The organism is Achromobacter sp. NCFB-sbj8-Ac1-l, assembly GCF_052695805.1.
Window position 1 is genome coordinate 5,204,274 of the sequence record NZ_CP199812.1, and the last position, 22,096, is coordinate 5,226,369.

Sequence of the window (22,096 nt, forward strand, 5' to 3'; positions counted from 1 at the left end):
ATCGGGTAAACGCGGGGAATGGGTTCTAATACTGGCATGGAAAATTCGCAAGACATCGAACGCCGGCTGCTCGACCTGGAAGTCAAGGCCAGTTTCGCCGACGACCTGCTCGAACAGCTCAACCAGATCATCGTGCGCCAACAGCAGCAGATCGACCGGTTGCAGCGCGAGGTGGCCGACCTGCGCCAGCAGGCGCCCGAAGGCGCGGCGCCGTTTCGCAGCCTGCGCGACGAGCTGCCGCCGCACTACTGAACGCGGCCGGGGCACCGCCCCTAGTATCGGTACCGCAACAGCCGCCCGATCCGCCGCAGCGGAGCCAGCCGCCGCATCCACCAGATCGCCACGCGCGCAACCCGGGTGTACCGTGCGACCTGCGCCGGGCTGCGCCCCTCCTGCACCAATTGCTCGGTACGCAGTCTCAGGCCCGGCACCTGGGCTTCCAAGTCCTGCGGATGGTTCAGGCTCCAGCGGGTGACGGCGCCCGTGGCCCGGATCATGCGATTGCGCACCACCAGCGCCAGCCCCAGGTCGCTGTAGCCGTCGAAAATCACTTCGCCGCAGGGAAATTGCGTCGTGATGGTGCGCAATAGCGCCAGCAGCGACGCCTCGGGCAAGTACAGGAACAGGCCTTCGGCCACCACCAGCGTCGGCCGGCCCGCGGGCACCTGTCTCAGCCAGGCCAGATCGGTTACCGATGACGCGATGAGGTGGCAGTCCGCGCGGTCCGGGTACAGCGTGCGGCGCAGGGCAATCACCTCTGGATAGTCCACCTCGAACCAGGCCACCTCGGGCGGCGGGTCCACCCGGAACACCCGCGTATCCAGGCCGCAGCCCAGATGCAGCACGGTGGCCTCGCGGTGCGCGTTGATGAATTCGCGCGTCCAGCCATCCAGCACGTGGGCCCGCATGGCCAGGCCGATCATTTCATCGTGGCGCAGCGGCAGGGAGGAAAAGTCGTAGTCGATACGCGCCACCGCATCCGCCGCGTGGCGGTCGCGCAACAGGGAATCGGACAGCCGGCTTTCCTGGGCCTTGGCGTACAGGGTAATCAGCAGCGTCGCCTTCACGCCGGTCAGGTCCTGCTTTTCCATATGACTCCCGAGACGGACAGCAAACAGCGATAGATCGCGGATGGCAATTGGATAAATCTGATTTATTGTGCCACGAGTGGAAAAAACCTTTTAAAAACAACAATTTATAAAAACACCCGAGTGATGCAACATCGCCCCCTCGGGAGACAGCAATGGATTCGGCGGACCCACGGTCGAATGCGCTCCCCTGACATGTGAACCGGAGACACACCATGATCAAGACCTTTGCCAGTGCATTGACGGTAGCCCTGGCCGCCCTGGGCACCTGCGCCCAGGCGGCACAGAACGTCGAACCTGACGATGTACCGTTCCAGGGCGTGGCAGGCACCCCGGACAACGGCCCCACCCGCGCCCAGGTCGAAGCCGAGCTGGCAACCGCCAAAGCCGCCGGCCAGGTATCGAATGTTGAACCCGACGATACCCCGTTCAAGGCAGCCGGCTCTACGCCCTCGGACCCGACGCGTGCCCAAGTGGAAAAAGACCTTGCCGCAGCCAAGGCCGCTGGCAAGGTCTCGGAGGCCGAACCCGACGACAAGCCGTTCAAGGCCACAACAAAACGCTAGGCGCGCCCCGCGCCCGACTCTTGCTGGAGTCTTGCCGCCTGATCAGGCGGCTTTTTTTTTTGCTCGGACCCGGCGGTTGCCACAGCTATCAATGCCATTAATGGAGACTAAAACTCAAAACATCTACTAACTTTCCATTGATGGAAAAATCTTTTACCGATATACGGGTTTATCCCTAGTCTGAATCGGCGCACCATTCAGTCATCGGGAAACAACAACGAAGCACGACGGATAGGCCGCCTGATTCGCTCCCCGGCTTTTGAAATCGGAGATTCACCATGAAAAAGACCCTTGCCACCGCCCTATTGATGTCCCTGGCCGCCCTGAGCGCCGGTGCCTACGCCTCGCAGAACATCGAACCCAACAACGTGCCGTTCCAAGGCGTTTACGGCACCCCGTACGAAGGCCCGACCCGCGCCCAGGTGCAAGCCGAACTGGCTGCCGCCAAGGCCGCCGGCCAGGTGTCCAATGTCGAACCCAACGACATGCCGTTCCAAGGCGTGTATGGCGCACCGCAATCTGGCGTGACCCGCGAGCAAGTGCAGGCCGAACTGGCCGCCGCCCGCGCTGCTGGCCAGGTGTCCAACGTCGAGCCCAACGACCTGCCGTTCTCGGGCGCGTACCACCGCAGCAACTAAGCCGCGCCGCGGCCGCCGATGCGCGGCCGCCCGCCTTGACCGATTTACCCCTCCCCTTGTTGTACCTTGGCCGCCTCTCCAGGCGGCTTTTTTTGCCTGTTCTGCGCCACATCAGCACAGGCGCGCGCGCCTCAAGACAAGAGCCGGCAGCTTGGCTTACCATCGCAGGTGAACGCCGATGGGCTGCGCATGCAGCCTCCTGCCTATAACAACGAGGGAGTCCGTTTTGAAAACCACCCATCTGATCGCTATCGGCCTGCTCGCCTGCGGCGCGTCCGGCGCTGCCTTGGCCGCGCCTGCCGTGATGCTGAACCACGCCCTGATCACTGAAATTTCCAAGGCCGATCAACCCGTCTTTCACAAGGCGGTGGCCGACGCGTTGAACAACGCGGCCGACGGCCAGAGCACCCAGTGGTCCAGCACGCCCAAGGGCAAGCAGGCCCCCATCACGGCCAGGATCACGCCGTTGCAGACCAGCAAGCTGTCGGGTGATCGCACCTGCCGCCTGCTGGAAGGCGATTTCGCGCGCGCCAAGACGACCGAGACCTGGAAGTTCTGGTTCTGCAAGCAGCCTGACGGCACCTGGAAGGCCAGCTCCAACTGATCCACCGCGGCTTGCCCGGCCGCCCAAATGCAACGCCCGCCTCATCCTGGGATGAGGCGGGCGTTTTCATGGGCGCGAATGCGGGCGGGTGCCTGCAGCGGCCGGCGCCTTGCCCCGCAGGACAAGGCGCGCGGGATCAGCCTTCGACGCGGTTGGCGTCCAGCACCGTCATGGCCGTCATGTTGATGATGCGGCGCACGGTCGAGCTGGAGGTCAGGATGTGCACCGGCGCATTGGCGCCCAGCAGGATCGGGCCCACCGCCACGTTGCCGCCGGCCGCCGTCTTGAGCAGGTTGTAGGCGATGTTGCCGGCGTCCACGTTGGGGCACACCAGCAGGTTGGCTTCGCCCTTGAGCGTGGACGAGGGCAGGATGCGCAGGCGCAGCGCTTCGTCCAGCGCGCAGTCGCCGTGCATTTCGCCGTCGATTTCGATTTCCGGCGCGGTTTCACGCACCAGTTCCAGCGCGCGGCGCATCTTGGCGCCCGAGGCCGAGCTGCCCGAGCCGAAGTTCGACCGCGACAAGAGCGCCACCTTGGGGGCCAGGAACATGCGGCTCATTTCGCGGGCGGCGGCGATGGTGAACTCGGCGATCTGCTCGGCCGTCGGTTCATCATTCACATGCGTGTCCACCAGCACCACCGTGCGCTCGTTGAGCAGCAGGATGTTCATGGCGGCGTAGACATTAGCGCCGGGGCGGCGGCCGATCACTTCATCCACGAACCGCAGGTGGTCGTGATAGGCGCCCACCGTGCCGCAGATCATGCCGTCGGCATCGCCCAGGTGCACCATCATCGCGCCGATCAGCGTCAGGCGGCGGCGCATTTCGACACGTGCCATTTCCTTGGTGATACCGCGGCGGCACATCAGTTCCCAGTATGTGGTCCAGTACTGATGGAAGCGTTCGTCGTATTCGGGGTTGGTGACTTCGACGTCTTCGCCCAGGCGCAGGCGCAGGCCGAATTTCTCGATGCGCGACAGCAGCACGGCGGGGCGGCCCACCAGGATCGGACGGGCCAGGCCTTCGTCGACGATGACCTGCACCGCGCGCAACACGCGTTCGTCTTCGCCTTCAGTGAAGACGATGCGCGATTTACCGCCGCCACGCACGATGCGCTTGGCCGCCGAGAACAGCGGCTTCATGAAGGCGCCCGAGTGGTACACGAACTGCTGCAGCTGCTCTTCGTAGGCTTCCAGGTCGGCCAACGGGCGCGTGGCTACGCCGCCGTCCATGGCGGCCTTGGCCACCGCCGGGGCGATGCGCACGATCAGGCGCGGATCGAAGGGCTTGGGAATCAGGTATTCGGGGCCGAACGAGATGTCGTAGGTGCCGTAGGCGGCGGCCACGACTTCGTTCTGCTCTTCTTCGGCGAGCTGGGCAATGGCATGAACCGCCGCCATTTCCATTTCGCGGGTGATGGTGGTGGCGCCCACGTCCAGCGCACCGCGGAAGATGTACGGGAAGCACAGCACGTTGTTGACCTGGTTCGGGTAGTCCGAACGGCCCGTGGCCATGACCACGTCGTCACGCACGCCGTGCGCGACTTCCGGCAGGATTTCCGGGGTGGGGTTGGCCAGCGCCAGGATCAGCGGACGCGGGCCCATGGCCGCGACCATTTCCGGCTTGAGCACGCCGCCGGCCGACAGGCCCAGGAACACGTCCGCGCCCTCGATCACGTCGGCCAGCTTGCGGGCGTCCGTCTTTTGCGCAAAGCGCGCCTTGTCCGGGTCCATCAGCGTCGTGCGGCCCTCAAAGACCACGCCTTCGATGTCGGTCACCCAGATGTTTTCCAGCGGCAGGCCCAGGTCCACCATCAGGTCCAGGCACGCCAGGGCGGCAGCCCCCGCGCCGGACGTCACGACCTTGACCTGGTCGATCGTCTTGCCCACGACCTTCAGGCCGTTGATGAACGCGGCCGAGACCGTGATGGCGGTGCCGTGCTGGTCATCGTGGAAAACGGGAATCTTCATGCGTTCGCGCAGCTTGCGCTCGACCGTGAAGCACTCAGGCGCCTTGATGTCTTCGAGGTTGATGCCGCCGAAGGTGGCTTCCAGCCCGGCAATGATCTCGACCAGCTTGTCCGGGTCAGTTTCGTTGATTTCGATGTCGAACACGTCCAGGCCGGCGAACTTCTTGAACAGCACCGCCTTGCCTTCCATGACCGGCTTGGAAGCCAGCGCGCCGATGTTGCCCAGGCCCAGCACCGCGGTGCCGTTGGTGATCACGCCCACCAGGTTGCCGCGGCCGGTGTAACGGAACACGTTGGCCGGATCCGCCACGATTTCCTCGCAGGCCGCCGCCACGCCCGGCGAGTACGCCAGGGCCAGGTCACGCTGGTTGGTCAGCGGCTTGGACGCCACGACGGAGATCTTTCCCGGGGTGGGAAACTCGTGATAGTCCAGAGCGGCCTGGCGGTCGGATTGCGAATTCATGGGGCGGCGCCTCCTCGTCTTGAATAGGGAAAATTCTAGGGCCGAAGACATAAGGCGATCATTCAGATTTAATATTGTCACATCACCTTTTCATTATGGCTTGTCTATGACGCCGTTTTCCCCGGACGAGGTTATCCGGAAACTGACCTCGCGGCTGAAGATGCGGCACCTGATGCTGCTGCTGCAGATCGAGCAGCACGGTTCGCTGACGCGGGTGGCCGAGCACATGGCCACGAGCCAGCCGGCCGTGACCAATGCGCTGGCCGAGCTGGAAAGCATGTTCGACGTGCCGCTGTTCGAACGCTCGGTACGCGGCATGACGCCCACGCCGCTGGGCGCGGTGGTGCTGGCCCGTGCCCGCGCCCTGGTGCACGACCTGGGCCACCTGGTGCAGGAAATGGAAGCCGTGGCCGCCGGCCATGCCGCCCACCTGCACATCGGCGTGATTCCGTTCGTGTCGGGGCAGATGCTGTCCGCGGCCATCGCCCGCACCGTGCCGCAGGGGCGCGGCATTACCGCCACCATCCACGAGGGCCAGGGGCCGGCGCTGCTGCGCCAACTGCGCGACCACACGCTGGACGTGGTGGTGGGCTGGGCCACGCCGTCGGTGGACCTGCGCCAGATCGATTTCGAGGTGCTGTACCACCAGCCGCCGCGCCTGATCGCCAGCCGCCGCCTGGCCGCGCGGCTGGGCCGCACGCGGCTGGAATGGAACATGCTGGCCGACCTGGACTGGATTCTGGGCACGCCGGACAGCCCGATCCGCGAGCAAGTCGCCGACATTTTCCTGCGCGCCGGGCTGGCACCGCCGACGCCATCGGTGCAAAGCGATTCGTCCAAGCTGATCGGCGAGATGATCGTGGCCAGCGACCGCGCCGTGTCCATCCTGCCGGCCGACATCGCCGATGAGCTGGTGCGCATCGCCGGCGCGGCGATCGTGCCCTATTCGTTCGACTGGACCCTGCCGCCCATTTCATTGTTCACCCGCGCCGACGGCCTGCGTCGCAATGTCGACGCGCTGTTTGCCGCCGCGCTACGCGAGGTGTTCGGTCGCGCAGGACGCTAATTGATACATTTATGTACGCATAGCAATACATTTGGTATCCGTCGCCAGCGATTCATCAAGAACTGTAAAGACTCGTCAACCCGGCCCTGCTGCACTCCTATACTGCCCCGCGCATAGCATTCCAGGAGGCCTGTAGCAGTGTTCACCCGTCAACGTTTGTTTCTGCGGTGCGTGGCGCTTGCCACGCTTTGTACCGGCACACTGTCAGGCTGCAATTCGCTGCTATCCGAAGGTACCGGTGCCGGCGCGGGGATTGCCGGCGCCGCCATCGCCAACCAGATCACCGACAACGCCACCGTCGCCACCGGCATCGGCTTGGGCGTGCAGGCCGGTGCGAAGGCGGCCCTGGCCTATGCCCAACGCAAAACGCGCGGCGAAGAACAAGACGCCATCGCACGCGCAGCCGGCCCCCTGGCGGTCGGCGATGTGGCGCCCTGGAGCGTCGAGCATCAATTGCCGCTTGACCGTGACGCCCAGGGGCAGGTGGCCATCAGCCGGCTCATGGGCAATGACGACCTGCAATGCAAAGAGGTCGTGTTTTCGATCGACACGCCCGCCGAAAAACCGCAGACCGATCCGCAACGAGCGTTCTACGTCACCACGATATGCCGCGACGGCGAGACCTGGCGCTGGGCCAGCGCCGAACCGGCGACGGCCCGCTGGGGGGCATTGCAGTGAGGCCGGTCGGCATCGCCCTGCTGACGATCGCTGCGACGCTGGGCCTGGCCGGGTGCCAGAGTTCGTCCATCGGCAGCGCCACCGGCGCCATCGTGGGCACGGCCAGCGGTGCCGCCACCGCCAATCCGGTGGCCGGCTTCGCCATCGGCGTCGGCGTGCAGGCGGCGGTCGATGCCAGCGTCAAGTACGTCATGCGCGAATGGAAGAACGACCAGCAGAACGTCATGGCCAACGCCGCCGGCCAGTTGGACCCCGGCCAGGTGCGCCAGTGGCAGATCCGCCGCTGGCTGCCGTTCGGCAATGAACAAGGCAGCATCCAGGTGCTGCGCGAGATCGACACGCCGCTGGCGCGTTGCCGCGAAGTGCTGTTCACCGTGACGGCAGACAAGACGGCGGCGCAGGCCTACGTGAGCCAGATCTGCCGGCAGCCGGCCGGGCAATGGAAATGGGCCGCCGCCGAGCCGGCCGTGACGCGCTGGGACGGCCTGCAATAACCCGGGCCGGACGGCCCCAGGGCGCCCCCCCCAGCGCGCTCGCTTGATCCCGGACTTGCCGCGCGGCGATACTGCACGTTCGCCCCTGTTATCCGGACCGCCCATGCCCCACAGCCAGTTCGTCATGCCGCGCAGCGCCCTGGCGGGCGTGCAGGCGGTGGCCGCGCGCAGCGGACGCACCTTCGCACGGCATACCCACGACCAGTTCGGCATCGGCGTGATGTGCCACGGCGCGCAGGTCTCGCACAGCGGCCGCGGACAAGTCGAGGCCGGCCCGGGACAGGTCATCACGGTCAACCCCGGCGAAGTGCACGATGGCGCGCCCATCGGCGGCGAACGAGCCTGGCAGATGCTGTACCTGGACCCCGCCGTGGTCGCGGATGCGGCAGAGGGCCTGCCGCGCAGCGGCCAGTTTGCCTTCGAACACCCCGTCCTGGACGCCCCTGCGCTGGCCGCGGACGTGCAGGCCCTGTATGCGCAGGCCATCTCGCCTGCCTCGCCCCTGGCGTGCGATGCGCTGCTGCGGCGGATTCTGGCGCGCGCGGGCGGGCGCGCCCTCCCGGTGCGCGAGGCCGGCGCGCCCGCCGCCATTCGCCATGCCATCGGCCTGATCGACGATGCGCCCGCCGCGGCGCTGTCGCTGGCCGATCTGGCCCATGCCAGCGGCCTGAGCCGCTTCCAGGTGCTGCGCGCGTTCAGCCGCGCCACGGGCATGACGCCGCACGCCTATCAATTGCAGCGGCGCCTGCTCCTGGCGCGCAGCCTGCTGCGCCAGGGCACGGCGCTGGCCGAGGCAGCCGCCGCGGCAGGCTTTGCCGACCAGAGCCACATGACCCGGCTGTTCGCGCGCGCCTATGGGGTGTCGCCAGGGCGCTACGCGCAGGCGGTCGCGCGCTGAATCACCGCAGGCGGCCGCGGCCCCGGGAGACGCCCCGCTACGCGCGGCGGACCCGTCGAACAGACCTGGGCGGCCCTGCAATTTCGTTCAAGACCGCGCCGCGCGCTGGCGTCTACGCTGCGGTTCTCGTTGAACACAGCCGCACTTCATGAACAGAACTTTGCAGGGCCACGCCTGCCTGGCCGCGGCCATGGCGCTGGTGGGCAGCACGGTGGTGGCCAGCAAGATCATCGCCGCCGGGCTGCCGCCGTTCACCGCCACGGCGTTGCGCTTCGCCGCGGCATTGCCTTGCTTCGCGCTGCTATGGCGCCTGACCGGCACACGGCTGCCGCGCCTGCAATGGCGCGACTGGCTGCTGCTGACGGCGCAGGCCATTGCCGGCAGCGTGGGCTACACCACCTTGCTGATCGCCGGCCTGCAGCACACGTCCGCGGTGGACGCCGGGGTGATCCTGGGCACCCTGCCCCTGGTGTCGGCCGGCATCGCCATCGTGGTGCTGGGCGAACGGCCTGGCCGGGCCACCCTGCTGGCGATTGGCGCGGCGGCAGCCGGCGTCTGGCTGATGACGCGCAGCGGCGCGGCGGACTGGGCGGGCTCCCTGGCCGGCAACGCGCTGGTGCTGGGCGCGGTGCTTTGCGAAGGGCTGTTCATCCTGCTGCACAAGCGCCTGCGCTCGCCGGTGCCGCCCTTGGCGCTGTCGACCCTCCTGTGCGCCATCGGCCTGGCGGTGTGCGTGCCGGCCAGCCTGGTGGAAGCGCCCTGGACCCTGGCGGTTTCCGCCGACGCGTTGACCGCGGTAGCCTATTACGCGCTGGTGCCGACGGTGGGGGGGTTCCTGCTGTGGTACGCGGGGGCTGCCCGTGTGCCCGGATCGGACGCCGCGCTATTCACCGCTATTGCGCCGGTATCGGCCGTGCTGCTGGCGGCCGCGTTGCTGGGCGAAAGCCTGTCGGCCAGCCAGTTCTGGGGCATGGCCTGCGTGCTGGGCGCCGTCTTCATCCTGGGTGGGGCACGCAAGCCCGCCGCCGTCACGAGGTAAGCCATGCTGTTCCGCCATGCAAGCGCCATCTGGCGCGATTACCCGCAGTTGTCCGTCGGCGTGCTGCACCTGCGCGGCGTCCACGCGCAAGCGTCCGTCGCCGCCCATGCCGAACCCTTCATCGCGCGGGCCCGCGCGCGGCTGGCGCAAGGCAGTGAATCCGACCTGCCCGAGATCCAGGCCTGGCGGCGCGCCTTTGCCAGCATGGGCGTCAAGCCCACGCAGTACCGCTGCGCCTCGGAAGCGCTGCTGCGGCGCCTGCGCAAGGACGGCGCGCCGCCGCCGCTGCACCCGCTGATCGACTTGTGCAATGCCGTGTCGATGGCATACGCGATCCCGGTCGCGGTGCTGGACTTGAGACAGGTCGGATCCGCGCTGGAAGTCCGTCCCGCCGATGGCACCGAAACCTACCTGACGTTCGGCGGCGAAACGGAACATCCCGAGCCCGGCGAAGTGACCTACGCCGACCCGGAAGGCCGCGCCCATGCCCGGCGCTGGACCAACCGGCAAAGCGGGCTGTCGGCCGTGCGCGACGACACGCGCGACGTGCTGATCGTGGCCGAGGCCCTGCACGCGAGCGCGGCCGATGATGTGGCGCGGCTGGTGCAGGAATTGCACACAGCGCTGGCGGACCTTTGGCAGCCGCCGTTGCGCCACGCGTTGCTGACGGCGCAGTCGCCGGCTTTTGAGGTCCGGCGGGACGCCGCGAAGCCGGAGTAAGTTGCCTTCAACCGCGGCTGAACGCCAGGGCGAATTCATCCGAAAAAATGTCGGCCAGCGAATGCCGCAGGGCGGCGGCGCGCTCGGCGCCATAAGCGGCCTCGAAACGCTGCTGCGCGTCTTTCCACAGGCGCCTGGACTCGGCCAGCTTGGCGCGGCCCGCGTCAGTCAGCGCGACCCGGCGGCTGCGGCCGTCGCGTTCGTCGCGCGCCATGCTGACATAGCCGTCGCGTTCGAGCGGTTTGAGGTTGTGCGCCAGCGCCGAGCGGTCCAGCACCATGGCGCGCGCCAGGTCGGTCATGGACGGCGTGCCGGCGCGCGCGATGTGCACCAGGATCGAATGCTGCGAGACCTTCAGGCCGCAAGGGGCCAGCACCGTGTCGTAGAGCTGCGAGACGCGGCGGGTGGCCTTGCGCAGGGCGGCGCCGTTGCAGATCAGCGGGTCCTGGGGGATGGTGGAGGCGAAGGGTTCGGCGTCGGACATGGTGGCTTCGGACGACTTGGTTGAGCGGGAATGACGGCAGCGCAAGCGGTGGAAAGCGCCCGCGGCAATGCGCAGGGACCTGAACAGGCGGCGGGTCGCGACCGCGCCAGGCGGGCCCGGTCCATTACGCTACTTCCACGCCGGACTGGAGTCTAGCCCATTCTTGACAGATATTGGCATATGCACGTAAATTTTCCGCACGCTCCCCTTATGGCCTTCCCGTCCCCATGTCCGCCATCCCCGCCGCGCCCACGCACCGCCCCGCCAACGCGCGCCTGCAGGCGATGCTGCACGCCCCCATTGCCCCCACGCTGGCCCGGCTGGCCTGGCCCAACATCCTGATGATGCTGGCACAGTCGGCCACCGGCTTGATCGAAACCTGGTTCCTGGCGCGGCTGGGCACGCCGGTGCTGGCCGGGGTGGCGCTGGTGGTGCCGGTGCTGATGCTGATGCAGAACATGTCGCAGGGCGCGATGGGCGGCGGCATCTCGGCGGCGGTGGCGCGCACGCTGGGCGCGGGCCGCCAGCAAGAGGCCGACCAGCTGGTGCTGCACGCGGTGGTGCTGAATGCGGCGCTGGGCGCGGTGTTCTGCGTGCTGCTGCTGGTGTTCGGCCCGCAGCTGTATCGCGCGCTGGGCGCCGATGGCGCCGCGCTGGACGCGGCGCTGGCGTACTCCAACGTGATCTTCGGCGGCATCGTGCTGATGTGGCTGATGAATGCCTTTGCCAGCGTCATCCGCGGCACCGGCAACATGTTGGTGCCGGGCGCGGTGATCTGCGGCGGCGCGCTGCTGCTGGTGCCGCTGTCGCCCTGCCTGATCTTCGGCTGGGGCCCGTTTCCCGCATTGGGCGTGGCGGGCGGCGGCTGGGCGCTGGTGACCTACTACGCGGTGGGCACGCTGGTGCTGGGCGGCTATTGCCTGAGCGGCCGCAACGCCGCGCGCCTGACGCGCAGCCGGCTGCACCTGAGCCTGCTGCGCAGCATCCTCAGCGTGGGCGCGCTGGCGACGCTGAACCCCTTGCTGACCAACGGCCTGGTGGCGCTGACCGCCGCGCTGGTCGGCGCCTACGCCGGCACCGCGGCAGTGGCCGGCTACGGCATCGCGGTGCGGCTGGAGTATCTGATGATTCCGCTGGCCTTCGGCCTGGGCGCGCCGATGGTCGCGATGGTGGGGTCCAACATCGGCGCCGGCCAGCCCGAACGCGCGTTGCGCATCGCGTTGACGGGCGGCGCCATGGCCTTCGTGCTGGCCGAGATCATCGGCCTGGCGGCGGCATTTTTCCCCGAAGCCTGGTTGCGGCTGTTCGGCGCCCAGGACCACATGCTGGAAGCGGGCGCGGCCTACCTGCGCATCGTCGGACCGCTGTATGGATTTTTCGCGCTGGGCTTTTCGATGTATTTCGCCTCGCAGGGCGCGGGGCGCTTGAAGTGGCCGTTGCTGGCGGGATTCCTGCGGCTGCTGATCGGCGCGGGCCTGGGCGGCGCGGCCTTGCATTTCACCGGATCGCTGACGGTGTTCTTCGCCATCGCGGCGGCGGCCATGTGCCTGTACGGCCTGATCATCCTGGGCGCGGTCGCGTCGGGGTCGTGGTTCGAGCCCGGGCATCTGCGCAAGCCGGGGCTGGCGGCGCGTTAGCCGTGGCGCGGCGCCGGCTTGGCCGGTATCCCGCCAAGCGGCAGGGCCGCGCCATGACGTGGCAGGATACGCGCTACGACTTGGGCGCGTCGCGCAGCGCGTAGGCCACCAACTGTTGCGCATACGCCGGCAGTTCCCCGCGCACGCACAGCACCAGGTCGCGCACCGCCCAATCGTCCACCAGCGCCACGCGCCGCACGCCGGCCGCGCGGCCATGCCGCACGGCCGCCACCCGCGGCATGATTGCCACCCCCACCCCAAGCCCCACCATCCGGCATACGGCGTCGAAGCTGCGCAGGCGCACCCGATACGACAGCACCTTGCCGCTGCGGCGCGCATGGTGCGCAATGTGTTCCTGCAAGGCGCTGCCTTGCACCAGGCCGACGAATTCCTCGTCCGCCACCTCGGCCAAGGTCACGGTCTGGCGTCCGGCCAAGGGATGGCCCGCCGGCACCACCAGCGCCAGCGGGTCATGCCGAAAGCGCAGCACCTGCAAGCCGTGCAGGTCGGTGGAATCGGCCAGCACGCCGATATCGCAGGTACCGGCGCGCAGGGCGTCGGCGATTTCGTAGCTGAGGCGTTCTTCCAGGTCCACCGACACGCGCGGGTGGTCCTTGAGGAATTCGCCCAGCACCTGCGGCAGGTATTCGCTGAGCGCGGTGGTGTTGCACAGCACCCGCACGTGGCCCTTGAGCCCCTGGCCGTAGTGGTCCAGTTCGCCGCGCATGCGATCCATCTGCGCCAGCACCAGGCGGGCGTGATGGGCCAGCGTGCGGCCGGCGGGCGTGGCCTGCACGCCACGATGTTCGCGCAGCAGCAGCGGCACGCCCAACGTGTCTTCCATGCCGCGGATGCGTTCGCTGGCGGACGCCAGGGTCATGTGCGAACGGCGCGCGCCCGCCGTGATGGAGCCGGTCTCCTGCACATTCAGGAACAGGCGTAGGTCGGTCAGATCGAAGCGCATGCAAAAAAGCGTAGCACGGCAGGCTCAGGCTGTTCCATAGGCCAGGTACGCGAGATCCCGATACGGCGTTACGCAGGCCCGGGTGGAGAATCTGCCCATTCATCCTCGATGAAGGGAGATTTCCATGAAAATCCAGATGCTGCGACATCAACTGGCCCTGTGGCCCTTGGCCTTGCTGACGGCCCTGGCCCTGCATTCCTCAGGCCGGGCCGAAGCCCCGGCCGGGCTGTCGGCCTACACGACCCCGGTACAGAAATACGCGCTGGCGCTGGAGGCCCAGACCCAGGGCGACTATCCCGCCATGCTGGCCTGGCTGCGCGCCGCGGCGCGCGACGGCCACGCGCCGGCCCAGCGCATGCTGGGCATCGCGCTGCTGGGCGGTCCTGCCCTGTACGGCGGCGTCCAGCCCACCGATCTGTGCGAGGGCCGCCAGTGGCTGTTGCGCGCCGCCCGGCAAGGGCAGGACAACGCCGACGACGTGGCCTACGCGCTGTTCGGCCGCCCGCGCGATGCGCTGACCGCCCACTGCGAGGCCGCATGAATCCGTACGACGGGATGGCCGGCGGCACGCCGGCGCTGCTGGCCGCGACGGTAGCCGTTTTTATCCTGGCAGGCGTGGTGAAGGGCGTGGTGGGGCTGGGCCTGCCCACCATCTCCATGGCGCTGCTGGCGCTGGTGATGGCGCCGGCGCAGGCGGCGGCGCTGCTGATCGTGCCGTCGCTGATCACCAACCTGTGGCAGGCGCGGCCCTGGCCGACCTTGATGCCGGTGCTGCGCCGCATTGCCGGCATGCAGGTCGGCGTGTGCGTCGGCACGATTGCCGGCGCGCTGTGGCTGGGCGCGCCCTCGGGCCACTGGGCCAGCGTCTGCCTGGGCGCAGCGCTGGTGGCCTATGCGGCCTGGGGGCTGTTCGGCACGCCGCCCGCCGTCCCTGCGCGCCACGAAGGCGCATGGGGCGTGGCGGTGGGCGCCATCACCGGCGTCATCACGGCGGCCACGGGCGTGTTCGTGATTCCCGCCGTGCCGTTCCTGCAGGCGCTGAACCTGGGCAAGGACGGCCTGATCCAGGCCATGGGCATTTCCTTCACGGTGTCCACGGTGGCGCTGGCGGCCGGGCTGTGGCTGACCGGCAGCTACTCGCCGGCCGCCGCAGGCGCGTCAGTGCTGATGCTGCTGCCTGCGCTGGGCGGCATGGCGCTGGGGCAGTGGCTGCGCGACCGGCTGTCGGCGCGCACCTTCAAGCTGTGCTTCATGGTGAGCCTGGCGCTGTTGGGCGCCTACCAGGCGGCGCAGGGCCTGGCCGGGTAGACGCCGCGGCGCATCAGGCCGCCAGGCGGCGCTCGTCCCTGCGCCGTTCGTCCGCCCTGCGCTCGTCCACAAAACCGATCGACACCGACATCTCGCGCCAACGCGCCAGCTCCTGCTGCACCGATTGGATCTTGGCGCGTGCCTGGTCGAAGGCATCGCGGCCCAGGAACAGGTGCAGGGGCGCGTATTGCGCCTGCGCGGCCTGGATCAGGGCGCGCGCCGCCTTGACCGGATCCCCGGCGGGCGCGGCGATGCCCGACAGGTCGGTGCGCCCGGCTTCGGGATGGCTCGCTTGCGGCGCGCCCGCCGCCTGACCGTGCATCGCGCCCGGATACACCACCGACACCCGCACGCCATACGGCGCGGCTTCGGCTGCCAGGGCCTCGCTCAGGCCGCTGACGGCGAACTTGGTGGCGCTGTAGGCGCCCCACCCCGCGTAGCCGCCATCAAACCCCAGGATCGACGACACATTGAACACGTGGCCCGCCCGCTGTGCCCGCAGGCGCGGCATCACCGCGCGCACCACGTTCAGCACGCCGAACACATTGATATCGAAGGTATCGCGCAACTCGCCGTCCGACAGCGTTTCCAGCGGTCCCGCCAGGCTGCAGGCGGCGTTGTTGACCACCACGTCGATGCGGCCGAAACCCGCGATGGCGGTGTCGACCGCGCGGTGCACGCTGCGCGCGTCGGCCAGGTCCACGGCCAGCGGCAGGAAGCGGCCTTCCAGCTTGGCATCCACCGCGTCGAGCAAGGCGTCGACGTCGCGCGACGTGGCCGCCACCTTGTGGCCCTGGTCGAGCAGCATCCTGACCAATGCCAGGCCCAGGCCGCTGGACGCGTCCGTCACAAACCAGATTTTTTCGGTGCTCATGCGATCTCCCTCTACTTGCGGCAGCCGGCAACACGCCGGCAACCCGCCCGTGCCCATCGATTCACGCGGAACCCATCGACCCCAAGCGTGAGAGGGATATTAAGAATCGCACGGGGCAGCGTACAGGCTCGTTCTTGCGTGAAACCTGCCTATTTCTACAGGCTTGCCGGCACGGCCACCGTGGCGGTGCGGCATCGCCGCGGCCAGGCGGCGGCTTGGCGCCCTGCCGCCCGGCGCGGTGCGGGTTCAGCCCAACGCGCTGCGATAGTGCTCGCTGTCGAATCGCGGCGCGGAATCCGCGGGCGGCGCGTCGGTGACGGCGGCGGGTGCAGGCGCAGCCGCGGCGTCGACGCCAAAGAGGGAAAGTTCAGCGGTGACCAATGCAAGCAGGAAATTTGCCATGATGACTCCTTTGATTCACATGCCCGGACCGGCGGCGGCTGCGTCGGTCTTATATAAGACATAGGGGTCCATCTTGCTGACGGCGGCGCCGCGCGTCCATTTGCTTGTGTCAATCGCGGCGATTGAGGCAACTTAAGGCCGCGCAATCCGGCGAAAAACTGGACGCAGGACACTCACCGTGCAAAACGGCGTCGCTGCCCCGTCTGGCGCACCGCCGCGACCAGCGACTGCACCGCCGGTTCGGCCGAGCGCAGGAAGGCGTAGAAGCGCGCATTGGGCAGCGCCGGCATGCCGTCTTCGCGCGATAGCGCGCGCAGGCCCTGGCGCAACTGGCTGCGCGCCACCGGGGCCACGGCAAAGCCTGCCTGCGCGGCGGCCAGGCAGCCCGCCATGCTGGCGCTTTCAAAGGCGGGCAGCCAGGCGCGGCGCGCCGCGCCCAGCGCGCCGATGGCCGCCTCGCGATACACACAAGGTTCCGGAAACACCGCCAGCGGCACCTGAGGCCCTGACTTCCAGGGCTTGTCTTCGGCCCAGGCCCAGACCAGCTCTTCTTCCCACAACAGTTCGCCCTCGTCCTGCACCCGCGCGCATTGCTTGCCAAACACCACGTCGAGCTTGCCGCGCGCCTGCTGACGCAGCAGGTCTGCCGTAACGCCGACCTTCAGTTCGATCGAGGCCTCGGGATGGGCGCGGTGGAACGCTTGCAGCACTTCGGCCAGCCAGGCGCCGGCAAAATCTTCCGACGAGCCGATGCGCAGCCGCCCTTTCAGACGCGCTCCGCTCAGGCGGGCGCGCGCCTCGCGTTCCAGGTCGACGATGTTGCGCGCATACGCGTACAGCGTTTCGCCGGCCGCGGTGAGCTCGAAGCTGCGGGTGGTGCGTTCGAGCAGCACGGAACCGGCCACCATTTCCAGGCGCTTGATATGGCCGCTGACCGCCGAGGGCGTGAGCGCCAGCGCGTCGGCCGCCAGCGCAAAGCCGCCGTTGTCCACCACTTCCAGGAAAGTGCGCAGCAGGGTCAGGTCAAGCACGGCGCCGGTCGGTTCGGCCAAGGTATCCATGGAGTCGATTCCGCAATACATGATTTGTTGATAATACACACTGATTATTCACCAATCATGACCATGCGCGCCGCTATCGTAAGGCTTCCCGCTACTGCAAGGATGCAATGCCATGGCCCCCTACGCCACGATCCGCACCCCGCGACTGGACATCGCCTACCTGGAATGGAACCCCGCCGGCGCACGCACCGCCGTGCTGCTTCACGGCTGGCCGGACAGCCCCGAAAGCTGGCGCACGGTGGCGCAGCGCCTGGCGGCCGAAGGATACCGGGTGCTGTGCCCGGCACTGCGAGGCTTCAGCGCCACGCGCTTTCTGGACGCGGCCACGCCACGCAGCGGCGAACTGGCCGCGCTGGGCCGCGACCTGCTGGATTTCATAGCGGCGCTGGGGCTGATGCGGCCGCTTCTGGTGGGCCATGACTGGGGCGCACGCGCCGCCGCCAACGCCTGCGGCCTGCAGCCGGCCGTGGCCTCGCACCTGGCATTGCTGTCCGTCGGGTACGGCACCAACGACCCGTCGCAGGCATTGCCGCTGCCCCAGGCCCGCAATTATTGGTACCACTGGCTCATGGCAACGCCTCGCGGCGCGGATACGGTGCGCAATGATGGGCCTGCGTTCGCGCGATATATGTGGGATACCTGGTCCCCCGCCGGCTGGTATGCCGAGGCGGAATTCGCCGAGGCGGCGCGCGCCTTCGACAACCCCGACTGGGCCAACGTCGTGCTGCATTCCTATCGCCACCGCTGGGGTTTCGAAGCCGGCGACCCCGCCTATGCGGGCGACAACGCGCAGTTGACGCCCGCGCCGCGGTTGGCAGTACCCACGCTGGTGCTGCACGGGAGCGCGGACACCTGCAACCTGCCGGCCACATCCGAAGGTCGGGCACACTATTTCACCGGCGGATACGAGCGGCGGGTGCTGGACGGCGTAGGCCATTTCCCGCAGCGTGAAGCGCCGCAGGCCGTGTCCGACGCCATCCTGAAGTTCTGCGCCGCGCTGCCCGCCGCTCGTTGATTTCCCCGTCCGCACGGCCGACAGTCGAGCCCGGCCCGGCAGGAAAACGGCGAATGACGGATAATCCCGGATGTTTCCCGCCGCAACGCCGGCGGTTTTTTTCTCGGGCGCCTCTGCCCGACAGCATTCGGAGTCAGCTATGTATCGCGGCATTGAGGCGATTGAACACTTCATGGAATCGGTCGGCCTGACCTGGCGCCCCGGCAGCACCGAAGGCGCCGACCTGCGCGTCAGCTACCGCATCGGCAACACCCGCCCGCTGAACATCGACTGCACGCTGGTCGAATTCCATTGCGACGCCAAGCGCCCCAAGGTCTGGGTGCCCGAGTTCTCGCGCACCAGCTTTCACCAGTGGTTTGAAGTGCCCTTCCAGGAATTCGAGTACACGCCCGGCGGCTCGATGCTGAAGATCAAGGCCCCCGCCCGCGGCAATGCGCCGCCCTACAGCGTGGGCATCAAGCCGCTGGCCTGATCGCCCCGGCGCCTGGCGGCCGTCTCGCGCGGCCGCTCAAGGCGCGCAATGCCTGCCCGGCAGACGCCGGGCCACACCCCGCACGCAGACCTGGCTACACCGCCTTGTACATGATGGTCGTGCCGTCCAGCTTGGACGGATCCCGCGCATCGCGGGCGAATCCCGGTATCACCCCCACCGTCACATAGCCCAGCGAGCCGTACAGCGGCTCGGCGCTGTCCCCCGTGCGGGTGTCCAGCGTGATCAGGCTGCGGCCCTGTTCCACCGCCAGCTTTTCCGCGTCCTGCATCAGGCGCCGCGCGATGCCGCGCCGCCGGAAGTCCGGGTGCACCAGCAGCTTGCGGATCTCGGCGCGGTGCGGCTGGTTGGGCGGCGTATCGCAATCGAGCTGCACCGAACCGGCTACGCGGCCGTCCTGCATGGCCACCAGCAGCGACGCCTTGCCCGCCGCCAGCGACGGCAGCACCTTGTCACGCCAGAAGGCCTGCGCGTCTTCCTGCGTATAGGGCAGCACGAAACTGACGCTGGCGCCGTCCTGCACGCAGGCCTGCAACAACGCGCCCAAGCCGGGCAGAAGGTCGCGGGCCTGGTCCGCGGAAGGGCGAATGTATTCAAGCGTGGCAATGGACATGACGGGTTCTCAGACAATGAAGAGCAGGTAACGGGCGCCGCAGTGCGGCGGAGTATCGAAAGCGCTGGCGCCTTGCAGCTGATAGCGCAGGCAGTCGCCCGGCGCCAGGGTGTAGGCCTGGCCGTCGACGGTCAGGGAGAGTTTGCCTTCCAGCATCACCAGATGGTGTTCCATGCCGGCGCGCGGCGCCTGGTCGTAACGGATATGGGCATCGGCGGCCAGCTCGCAGGCCAGCACTTCGCCAGCCAGCTTCTGCGATGGCGGCGACACCGACCGGCGCGTGAAGCCGGTGCTGTCGTCGACCCACAGCGCCTGCGCGGCGGCCGGCACCAGCGGCGCAAAATCGTCCTCGACCATGCGCATCAGCCGCGACATGGTCAGGCCATAGGCGCCGCACAGCTTGCCCAGCACGTTGGCGGTGGGGCTGACTTCGGCGTTTTCCAGGCGCGACAGCGTGGCGCGGCTGACGCCGGCGCGGCCGGCCAGTTCGTCCAGCGACCAACCGCGCGCCAGGCGCAATGCCTTCAGGCGGCCGGCCAGGCGCTGGTCCAGGTCAGGGTCTTGGGGCGAAGTGCCCAGTCTTGATGAATTTTCCATATTAGAGAATTTCTCTCAAATACGGAAAACCGTCAAGCCCTGTCTTTCCCTGCTCCGGCTGCCTTGTCGACAATTCGGCACAATACGGCGTATGCATACCGCCCGATTCGTCTCCCTGACCGTCCTGTGCCTTGGCTTCCTGACGGGCTGCAGCCTGCCGCCCCTGGACGCTCGCAACGCCTCGCAGGCGCTCACCCCGGAAGCCTCCCGCGATACCGCGCTGGGCCGCGCCATTGCGCCGCTGGCTGCCGGACACCCGGGCAAATCGGGTATCCACCCGCTGGCCGATGCCTACGACGCGTTTGCCGCGCGCATGATGCTCGCGCGCGCCGCCCAGCGCAGCCTGGACGTGCAGTACTACATCTGGCACGACGACATGACGGGCACCATGCTGCTCGAAGCGCTGCACGAGGCCGCCGACCGCGGCGTGCGCGTGCGCCTGCTGCTGGACGACAACGGCACCGCCGGACTGGACAAGGTGCTGGCGGCGCTGGACGCACACCCCAACATCGAAGTGCGCCTGTACAACCCGTTCGTGGTGCGCTGGCCCAAGTTCGTCGGCTACCTGACCGACTTCCGGCGCCTGAACCGGCGCATGCACAACAAGTCGTTCACGGCCGACAACCAGGCCACCATCGTCGGCGGCCGCAACATTGGCGACGAGTATTTCGGCGCCGCCAACGGCGTGCTGTTCACCGACCTGGACGTGCTGGCCATCGGCGCCGCCGTCAACGACGTGTCGACCGACTTCGACCGCTACTGGGCCAGCGAATCGGCCTACCCGGTGGACCGGCTGCTCAAGCCGGCCGCTCCCGGTGCGCTGGCCGAGTTGGCGCGTTCTGCCAACATGGTCGAAAAATCTCCCGAGGCCGCGGCCTACGCCGAGGCCATGCGCAAGCTGCCGTTTATCCAGCAACTGCTGCGCGGCGAATTGACGCTGGAATGGGCCGACACCCGCATGGTCAGCGACGACCCGCGCAAGACGCTGGGCACGGCGCCGCCCGAAGCCATGCTGCCGCACCAGTTGCACGAGATCGTCGGCGCGCCCAAGGTGGACGTGGAACTGGTGTCGCCCTATTTCGTGCCCACGGACAGCGGCACCGAGGCCTTCGTGAAACTGGCGCAGAGCGGGGTGAAGGTGCGCGTGCTGACCAATGCGCTGGAAGCCACCGACGTGGCCGTGGTGCATTCCGGCTATGCCTCGCGCCGCCGCGACCTGCTGGCCGGCGGCGTCGAGCTGTTCGAGATGAAGCGCCAGGCGGGCGCCGAGCGCAACAAGAGCCTGGGGCCGTTCGGCAGTTCCGGTTCCAGCCTGCATGCCAAGACCTTCGCGGTGGACGGACGCAGCGTGTTCGTGGGCTCGTTCAATTTCGACCCGCGCTCGGCACGGTTGAATACCGAACTGGGCTTCGTGATCGACAGCCCGACGCTGGCGCGCCACATCGCCGAGGCCTTCGACAACGACATCCCGCGCACCGCCTACCGGGTCTGCCTGGACGACAAGGGTGCGCTCTATTGGCTGGAGCAGCGCGATGGCAAGACCATCCGCCATGACACCGAACCCGGCACCACCGCATGGAAGCGCTTTTCGGTGTGGTTCATGTCGCTGCTGCCGATCGAATCGCTGCTGTAGCCCCCGCCACGAAGGCAACTTGCGGAGTGCCGCGCCTGTCGCCGCGGCGTAGACTGAACCCCATCCCGACTCTGCCGCATCGCCCTTTGCCGTCGCCACCATGAGCAAGCTGGACACCCTGGACTGGACCCGCATCACCGCCGACCTGGACGCCCACGGCCACGCCGTGGCGGCAGGTCTGTTGACGCCCGCGCAGTGCCAGGCGCTGGCCGCCGCTTATGCCGACGATGAACGCTACCGCAGCCGCATCGTCATGAGCCGCCATGGCTTCGGCCGGGGAGAATACAAGTACTTCGCCTATCCGCTGCCGCGGCTGCTGCACAACCTGCGCACCGCCCTGTACCCGCGCCTGGCGCCCATCGCCAACCGCTGGAACCGGCAGATGGGCATTGCCGTGCAATACCCGGACGATCACGCCGCGTTCCTGGCGCGCTGCCACCAGGCCGGCCAGCGTCGGCCCACGCCGCTGATCCTGCAATACGGCCCGGGTGACTACAACTGCCTGCACCAGGACCTGTACGGCGAACACGTGTTTCCGCTGCAGGTGGCCGTGCTGCTGTCGCAGCCGGGCGAGGACTTCACCGGCGGCGAATTCGTCATGACCGAAACCGACAGCCATGGCCAACGCGCCGAAGTGCTGCCGCTGCAACAGGGCGATGCGCTGGTCTTCACCGTGAACCAGCGCCCGGTCGCCGGCGCGCGCGGCTGGCGCCGGGTGGCCATGCGCCATGGCGTCAGCGCCCTGCGCGAAGGCCGGCGCCATACGCTGGGCGTGATCTTCCATGATGCGACCTGA

Annotated in this window: 26 protein-coding genes; 17 read left to right on the plus strand and 9 right to left on the minus strand. The window is 68.0% G+C overall.

Annotation, left to right across the window (positions count from 1 at the left end; all coding sequences use genetic code 11):
- Positions 1 to 36 precede the first annotated feature (36 nt).
- Positions 37 to 252 carry a SlyX family protein gene (locus tag ACUDP5_RS23925; RefSeq protein ID WP_006391018.1) on the plus strand — a complete coding sequence of 72 codons (216 nt, stop codon included), beginning with the start codon at positions 37 to 39 and terminating at the stop codon, positions 250 to 252.
- 20 nt (positions 253 to 272) lie between these two features.
- Here the strand turns inward: ACUDP5_RS23925 and ACUDP5_RS23930 are convergent, their stop codons facing one another.
- On the minus strand, positions 273 to 1,091 hold the full coding sequence (locus ACUDP5_RS23930) for a class I SAM-dependent methyltransferase (protein ID WP_445657361.1): 819 nt from the start codon (positions 1,089 to 1,091) through the stop codon (positions 273 to 275).
- 212 nt (positions 1,092 to 1,303) lie between these two features.
- Here ACUDP5_RS23930 and ACUDP5_RS23935 point away from each other — a divergent pair, with 212 nt between their 5' ends.
- The 3 genes from ACUDP5_RS23935 (at position 1,304) to ACUDP5_RS23945 (ending at position 2,896) form a co-directional block, all read left to right on the plus strand.
- Positions 1,304 to 1,654, plus strand: coding sequence for a DUF4148 domain-containing protein (locus ACUDP5_RS23935; RefSeq protein ID WP_445657362.1), 351 nt, complete (start codon positions 1,304 to 1,306; stop codon positions 1,652 to 1,654).
- A 278-nt stretch (positions 1,655 to 1,932) separates the two neighbouring features.
- Positions 1,933 to 2,292 carry a DUF4148 domain-containing protein gene (locus ACUDP5_RS23940; RefSeq protein WP_263910171.1) on the plus strand — a complete coding sequence of 120 codons (360 nt, stop codon included), beginning with the start codon at positions 1,933 to 1,935 and terminating at the stop codon, positions 2,290 to 2,292.
- Positions 2,293 to 2,518: 226 nt separating this feature from the next.
- Positions 2,519 to 2,896: a hypothetical protein gene (locus tag ACUDP5_RS23945; RefSeq protein ID WP_445657363.1), complete on the plus strand. Its 378-nt coding sequence runs from the start codon at positions 2,519 to 2,521 to the stop codon at positions 2,894 to 2,896.
- Positions 2,897 to 3,032: 136 nt separating this feature from the next.
- On the opposite strand, the gene ACUDP5_RS23950 is transcribed toward ACUDP5_RS23945, so the two are convergent.
- Complete coding sequence (locus tag ACUDP5_RS23950) at positions 3,033 to 5,327, minus strand: NADP-dependent malic enzyme (RefSeq protein WP_445657364.1); 2,295 nt, start codon at positions 5,325 to 5,327, stop codon at positions 3,033 to 3,035.
- Between the two features lie 106 nt (positions 5,328 to 5,433).
- On the opposite strand from ACUDP5_RS23950, the gene ACUDP5_RS23955 reads away from it, so the two are divergent.
- The 6 genes from ACUDP5_RS23955 to ACUDP5_RS23980 all read left to right on the plus strand — a co-directional run bounded on the left by ACUDP5_RS23955 (position 5,434) and on the right by ACUDP5_RS23980 (position 10,222).
- The gene (locus ACUDP5_RS23955; RefSeq protein ID WP_263910168.1) at positions 5,434 to 6,393 is read left to right on the plus strand and encodes a LysR substrate-binding domain-containing protein; all 960 of its coding nucleotides are present in this window, start codon (positions 5,434 to 5,436) and stop codon (positions 6,391 to 6,393) included.
- A gap of 138 nt (positions 6,394 to 6,531) precedes the next feature.
- Positions 6,532 to 7,071, plus strand: a complete 540-nt coding sequence (locus ACUDP5_RS23960) for a hypothetical protein (protein ID WP_445657365.1) — start codon at positions 6,532 to 6,534, stop codon at positions 7,069 to 7,071.
- Positions 6,999 to 7,565, plus strand: coding sequence for a hypothetical protein (locus ACUDP5_RS23965; protein ID WP_263910166.1), 567 nt, complete (start codon positions 6,999 to 7,001; stop codon positions 7,563 to 7,565). The genes ACUDP5_RS23960 and ACUDP5_RS23965 overlap by 73 nt, the downstream gene beginning before the upstream one ends.
- Before the next feature lie 103 nt (positions 7,566 to 7,668).
- Positions 7,669 to 8,463 (plus strand): AraC family ligand binding domain-containing protein, encoded by a 795-nt coding sequence (locus tag ACUDP5_RS23970; protein WP_445657366.1) that lies wholly within the window; start codon positions 7,669 to 7,671, stop codon positions 8,461 to 8,463.
- A 148-nt stretch (positions 8,464 to 8,611) separates the two neighbouring features.
- Positions 8,612 to 9,502, plus strand: coding sequence for a DMT family transporter (locus tag ACUDP5_RS23975; RefSeq protein WP_445657367.1), 891 nt, complete (start codon positions 8,612 to 8,614; stop codon positions 9,500 to 9,502).
- Between the two features lie 3 nt (positions 9,503 to 9,505).
- On the plus strand, positions 9,506 to 10,222 hold the full coding sequence (locus tag ACUDP5_RS23980) for a B3/B4 domain-containing protein (protein WP_445657368.1): 717 nt from the start codon (positions 9,506 to 9,508) through the stop codon (positions 10,220 to 10,222).
- 7 nt (positions 10,223 to 10,229) lie between these two features.
- Here the strand turns inward: ACUDP5_RS23980 and ACUDP5_RS23985 are convergent, their stop codons facing one another.
- Positions 10,230 to 10,706, minus strand: coding sequence for a MarR family winged helix-turn-helix transcriptional regulator (locus ACUDP5_RS23985; protein WP_263910161.1), 477 nt, complete (start codon positions 10,704 to 10,706; stop codon positions 10,230 to 10,232).
- A gap of 227 nt (positions 10,707 to 10,933) precedes the next feature.
- Between ACUDP5_RS23985 and ACUDP5_RS23990 the strand changes: the two genes are divergently transcribed.
- A complete protein-coding gene (locus ACUDP5_RS23990; protein WP_445657369.1) occupies positions 10,934 to 12,343 on the plus strand; it encodes an MATE family efflux transporter in 1,410 nt (469 codons plus the stop codon).
- A gap of 73 nt (positions 12,344 to 12,416) precedes the next feature.
- On the opposite strand, the gene ACUDP5_RS23995 is transcribed toward ACUDP5_RS23990, so the two are convergent.
- Positions 12,417 to 13,307, minus strand: coding sequence for a LysR substrate-binding domain-containing protein (locus tag ACUDP5_RS23995; RefSeq protein ID WP_263910158.1), 891 nt, complete (start codon positions 13,305 to 13,307; stop codon positions 12,417 to 12,419).
- Between the two features lie 124 nt (positions 13,308 to 13,431).
- On the opposite strand from ACUDP5_RS23995, the gene ACUDP5_RS24000 reads away from it, so the two are divergent.
- Both ACUDP5_RS24000 and ACUDP5_RS24005 read left to right on the plus strand, forming a co-directional pair.
- Positions 13,432 to 13,848 (plus strand): sel1 repeat family protein, encoded by a 417-nt coding sequence (locus ACUDP5_RS24000; RefSeq protein WP_263910157.1) that lies wholly within the window; start codon positions 13,432 to 13,434, stop codon positions 13,846 to 13,848.
- Positions 13,845 to 14,615, plus strand: a complete 771-nt coding sequence (locus tag ACUDP5_RS24005; RefSeq protein WP_263910156.1) for a sulfite exporter TauE/SafE family protein — start codon at positions 13,845 to 13,847, stop codon at positions 14,613 to 14,615. The genes ACUDP5_RS24000 and ACUDP5_RS24005 overlap by 4 nt, the downstream gene beginning before the upstream one ends.
- A 13-nt stretch (positions 14,616 to 14,628) precedes the next feature.
- Here the strand turns inward: ACUDP5_RS24005 and ACUDP5_RS24010 are convergent, their stop codons facing one another.
- The 3 genes from ACUDP5_RS24010 to ACUDP5_RS24020 form a co-directional block, all read right to left on the minus strand.
- Positions 14,629 to 15,489: an SDR family NAD(P)-dependent oxidoreductase gene (locus ACUDP5_RS24010; RefSeq protein WP_263910154.1), complete on the minus strand. Its 861-nt coding sequence runs from the start codon at positions 15,487 to 15,489 to the stop codon at positions 14,629 to 14,631.
- A gap of 246 nt (positions 15,490 to 15,735) precedes the next feature.
- Positions 15,736 to 15,891, minus strand: coding sequence for a hypothetical protein (locus ACUDP5_RS24015; RefSeq protein WP_263910153.1), 156 nt, complete (start codon positions 15,889 to 15,891; stop codon positions 15,736 to 15,738).
- Between the two features lie 173 nt (positions 15,892 to 16,064).
- Positions 16,065 to 16,952, minus strand: coding sequence for a LysR substrate-binding domain-containing protein (locus tag ACUDP5_RS24020; RefSeq protein ID WP_263910152.1), 888 nt, complete (start codon positions 16,950 to 16,952; stop codon positions 16,065 to 16,067).
- A 112-nt stretch (positions 16,953 to 17,064) separates the two neighbouring features.
- Between ACUDP5_RS24020 and ACUDP5_RS24025 the strand changes: the two genes are divergently transcribed.
- Positions 17,065 to 17,967: an alpha/beta hydrolase gene (locus ACUDP5_RS24025; RefSeq protein ID WP_263910150.1), complete on the plus strand. Its 903-nt coding sequence runs from the start codon at positions 17,065 to 17,067 to the stop codon at positions 17,965 to 17,967.
- A 139-nt stretch (positions 17,968 to 18,106) separates the two neighbouring features.
- Positions 18,107 to 18,439 (plus strand): hypothetical protein, encoded by a 333-nt coding sequence (locus ACUDP5_RS24030; protein ID WP_263910149.1) that lies wholly within the window; start codon positions 18,107 to 18,109, stop codon positions 18,437 to 18,439.
- Between the two features lie 94 nt (positions 18,440 to 18,533).
- On the opposite strand, the gene ACUDP5_RS24035 is transcribed toward ACUDP5_RS24030, so the two are convergent.
- Together ACUDP5_RS24035 and ACUDP5_RS24040 are read right to left on the minus strand one after the other, a co-directional pair.
- Complete coding sequence (locus tag ACUDP5_RS24035) at positions 18,534 to 19,070, minus strand: GNAT family N-acetyltransferase (protein WP_445657370.1); 537 nt, start codon at positions 19,068 to 19,070, stop codon at positions 18,534 to 18,536.
- A gap of 9 nt (positions 19,071 to 19,079) precedes the next feature.
- On the minus strand, positions 19,080 to 19,667 hold the full coding sequence (locus tag ACUDP5_RS24040) for a helix-turn-helix domain-containing protein (protein WP_445657371.1): 588 nt from the start codon (positions 19,665 to 19,667) through the stop codon (positions 19,080 to 19,082).
- A 91-nt stretch (positions 19,668 to 19,758) separates the two neighbouring features.
- Between ACUDP5_RS24040 and ACUDP5_RS24045 the strand changes: the two genes are divergently transcribed.
- Together ACUDP5_RS24045 and ACUDP5_RS24050 are read left to right on the plus strand one after the other, a co-directional pair.
- The gene (locus ACUDP5_RS24045) at positions 19,759 to 21,300 is read left to right on the plus strand and encodes a phospholipase D family protein (RefSeq protein WP_445657372.1); all 1,542 of its coding nucleotides are present in this window, start codon (positions 19,759 to 19,761) and stop codon (positions 21,298 to 21,300) included.
- A gap of 100 nt (positions 21,301 to 21,400) precedes the next feature.
- Positions 21,401 to 22,096, plus strand: a complete 696-nt coding sequence (locus ACUDP5_RS24050) for a 2OG-Fe(II) oxygenase (RefSeq protein WP_263910141.1) — start codon at positions 21,401 to 21,403, stop codon at positions 22,094 to 22,096.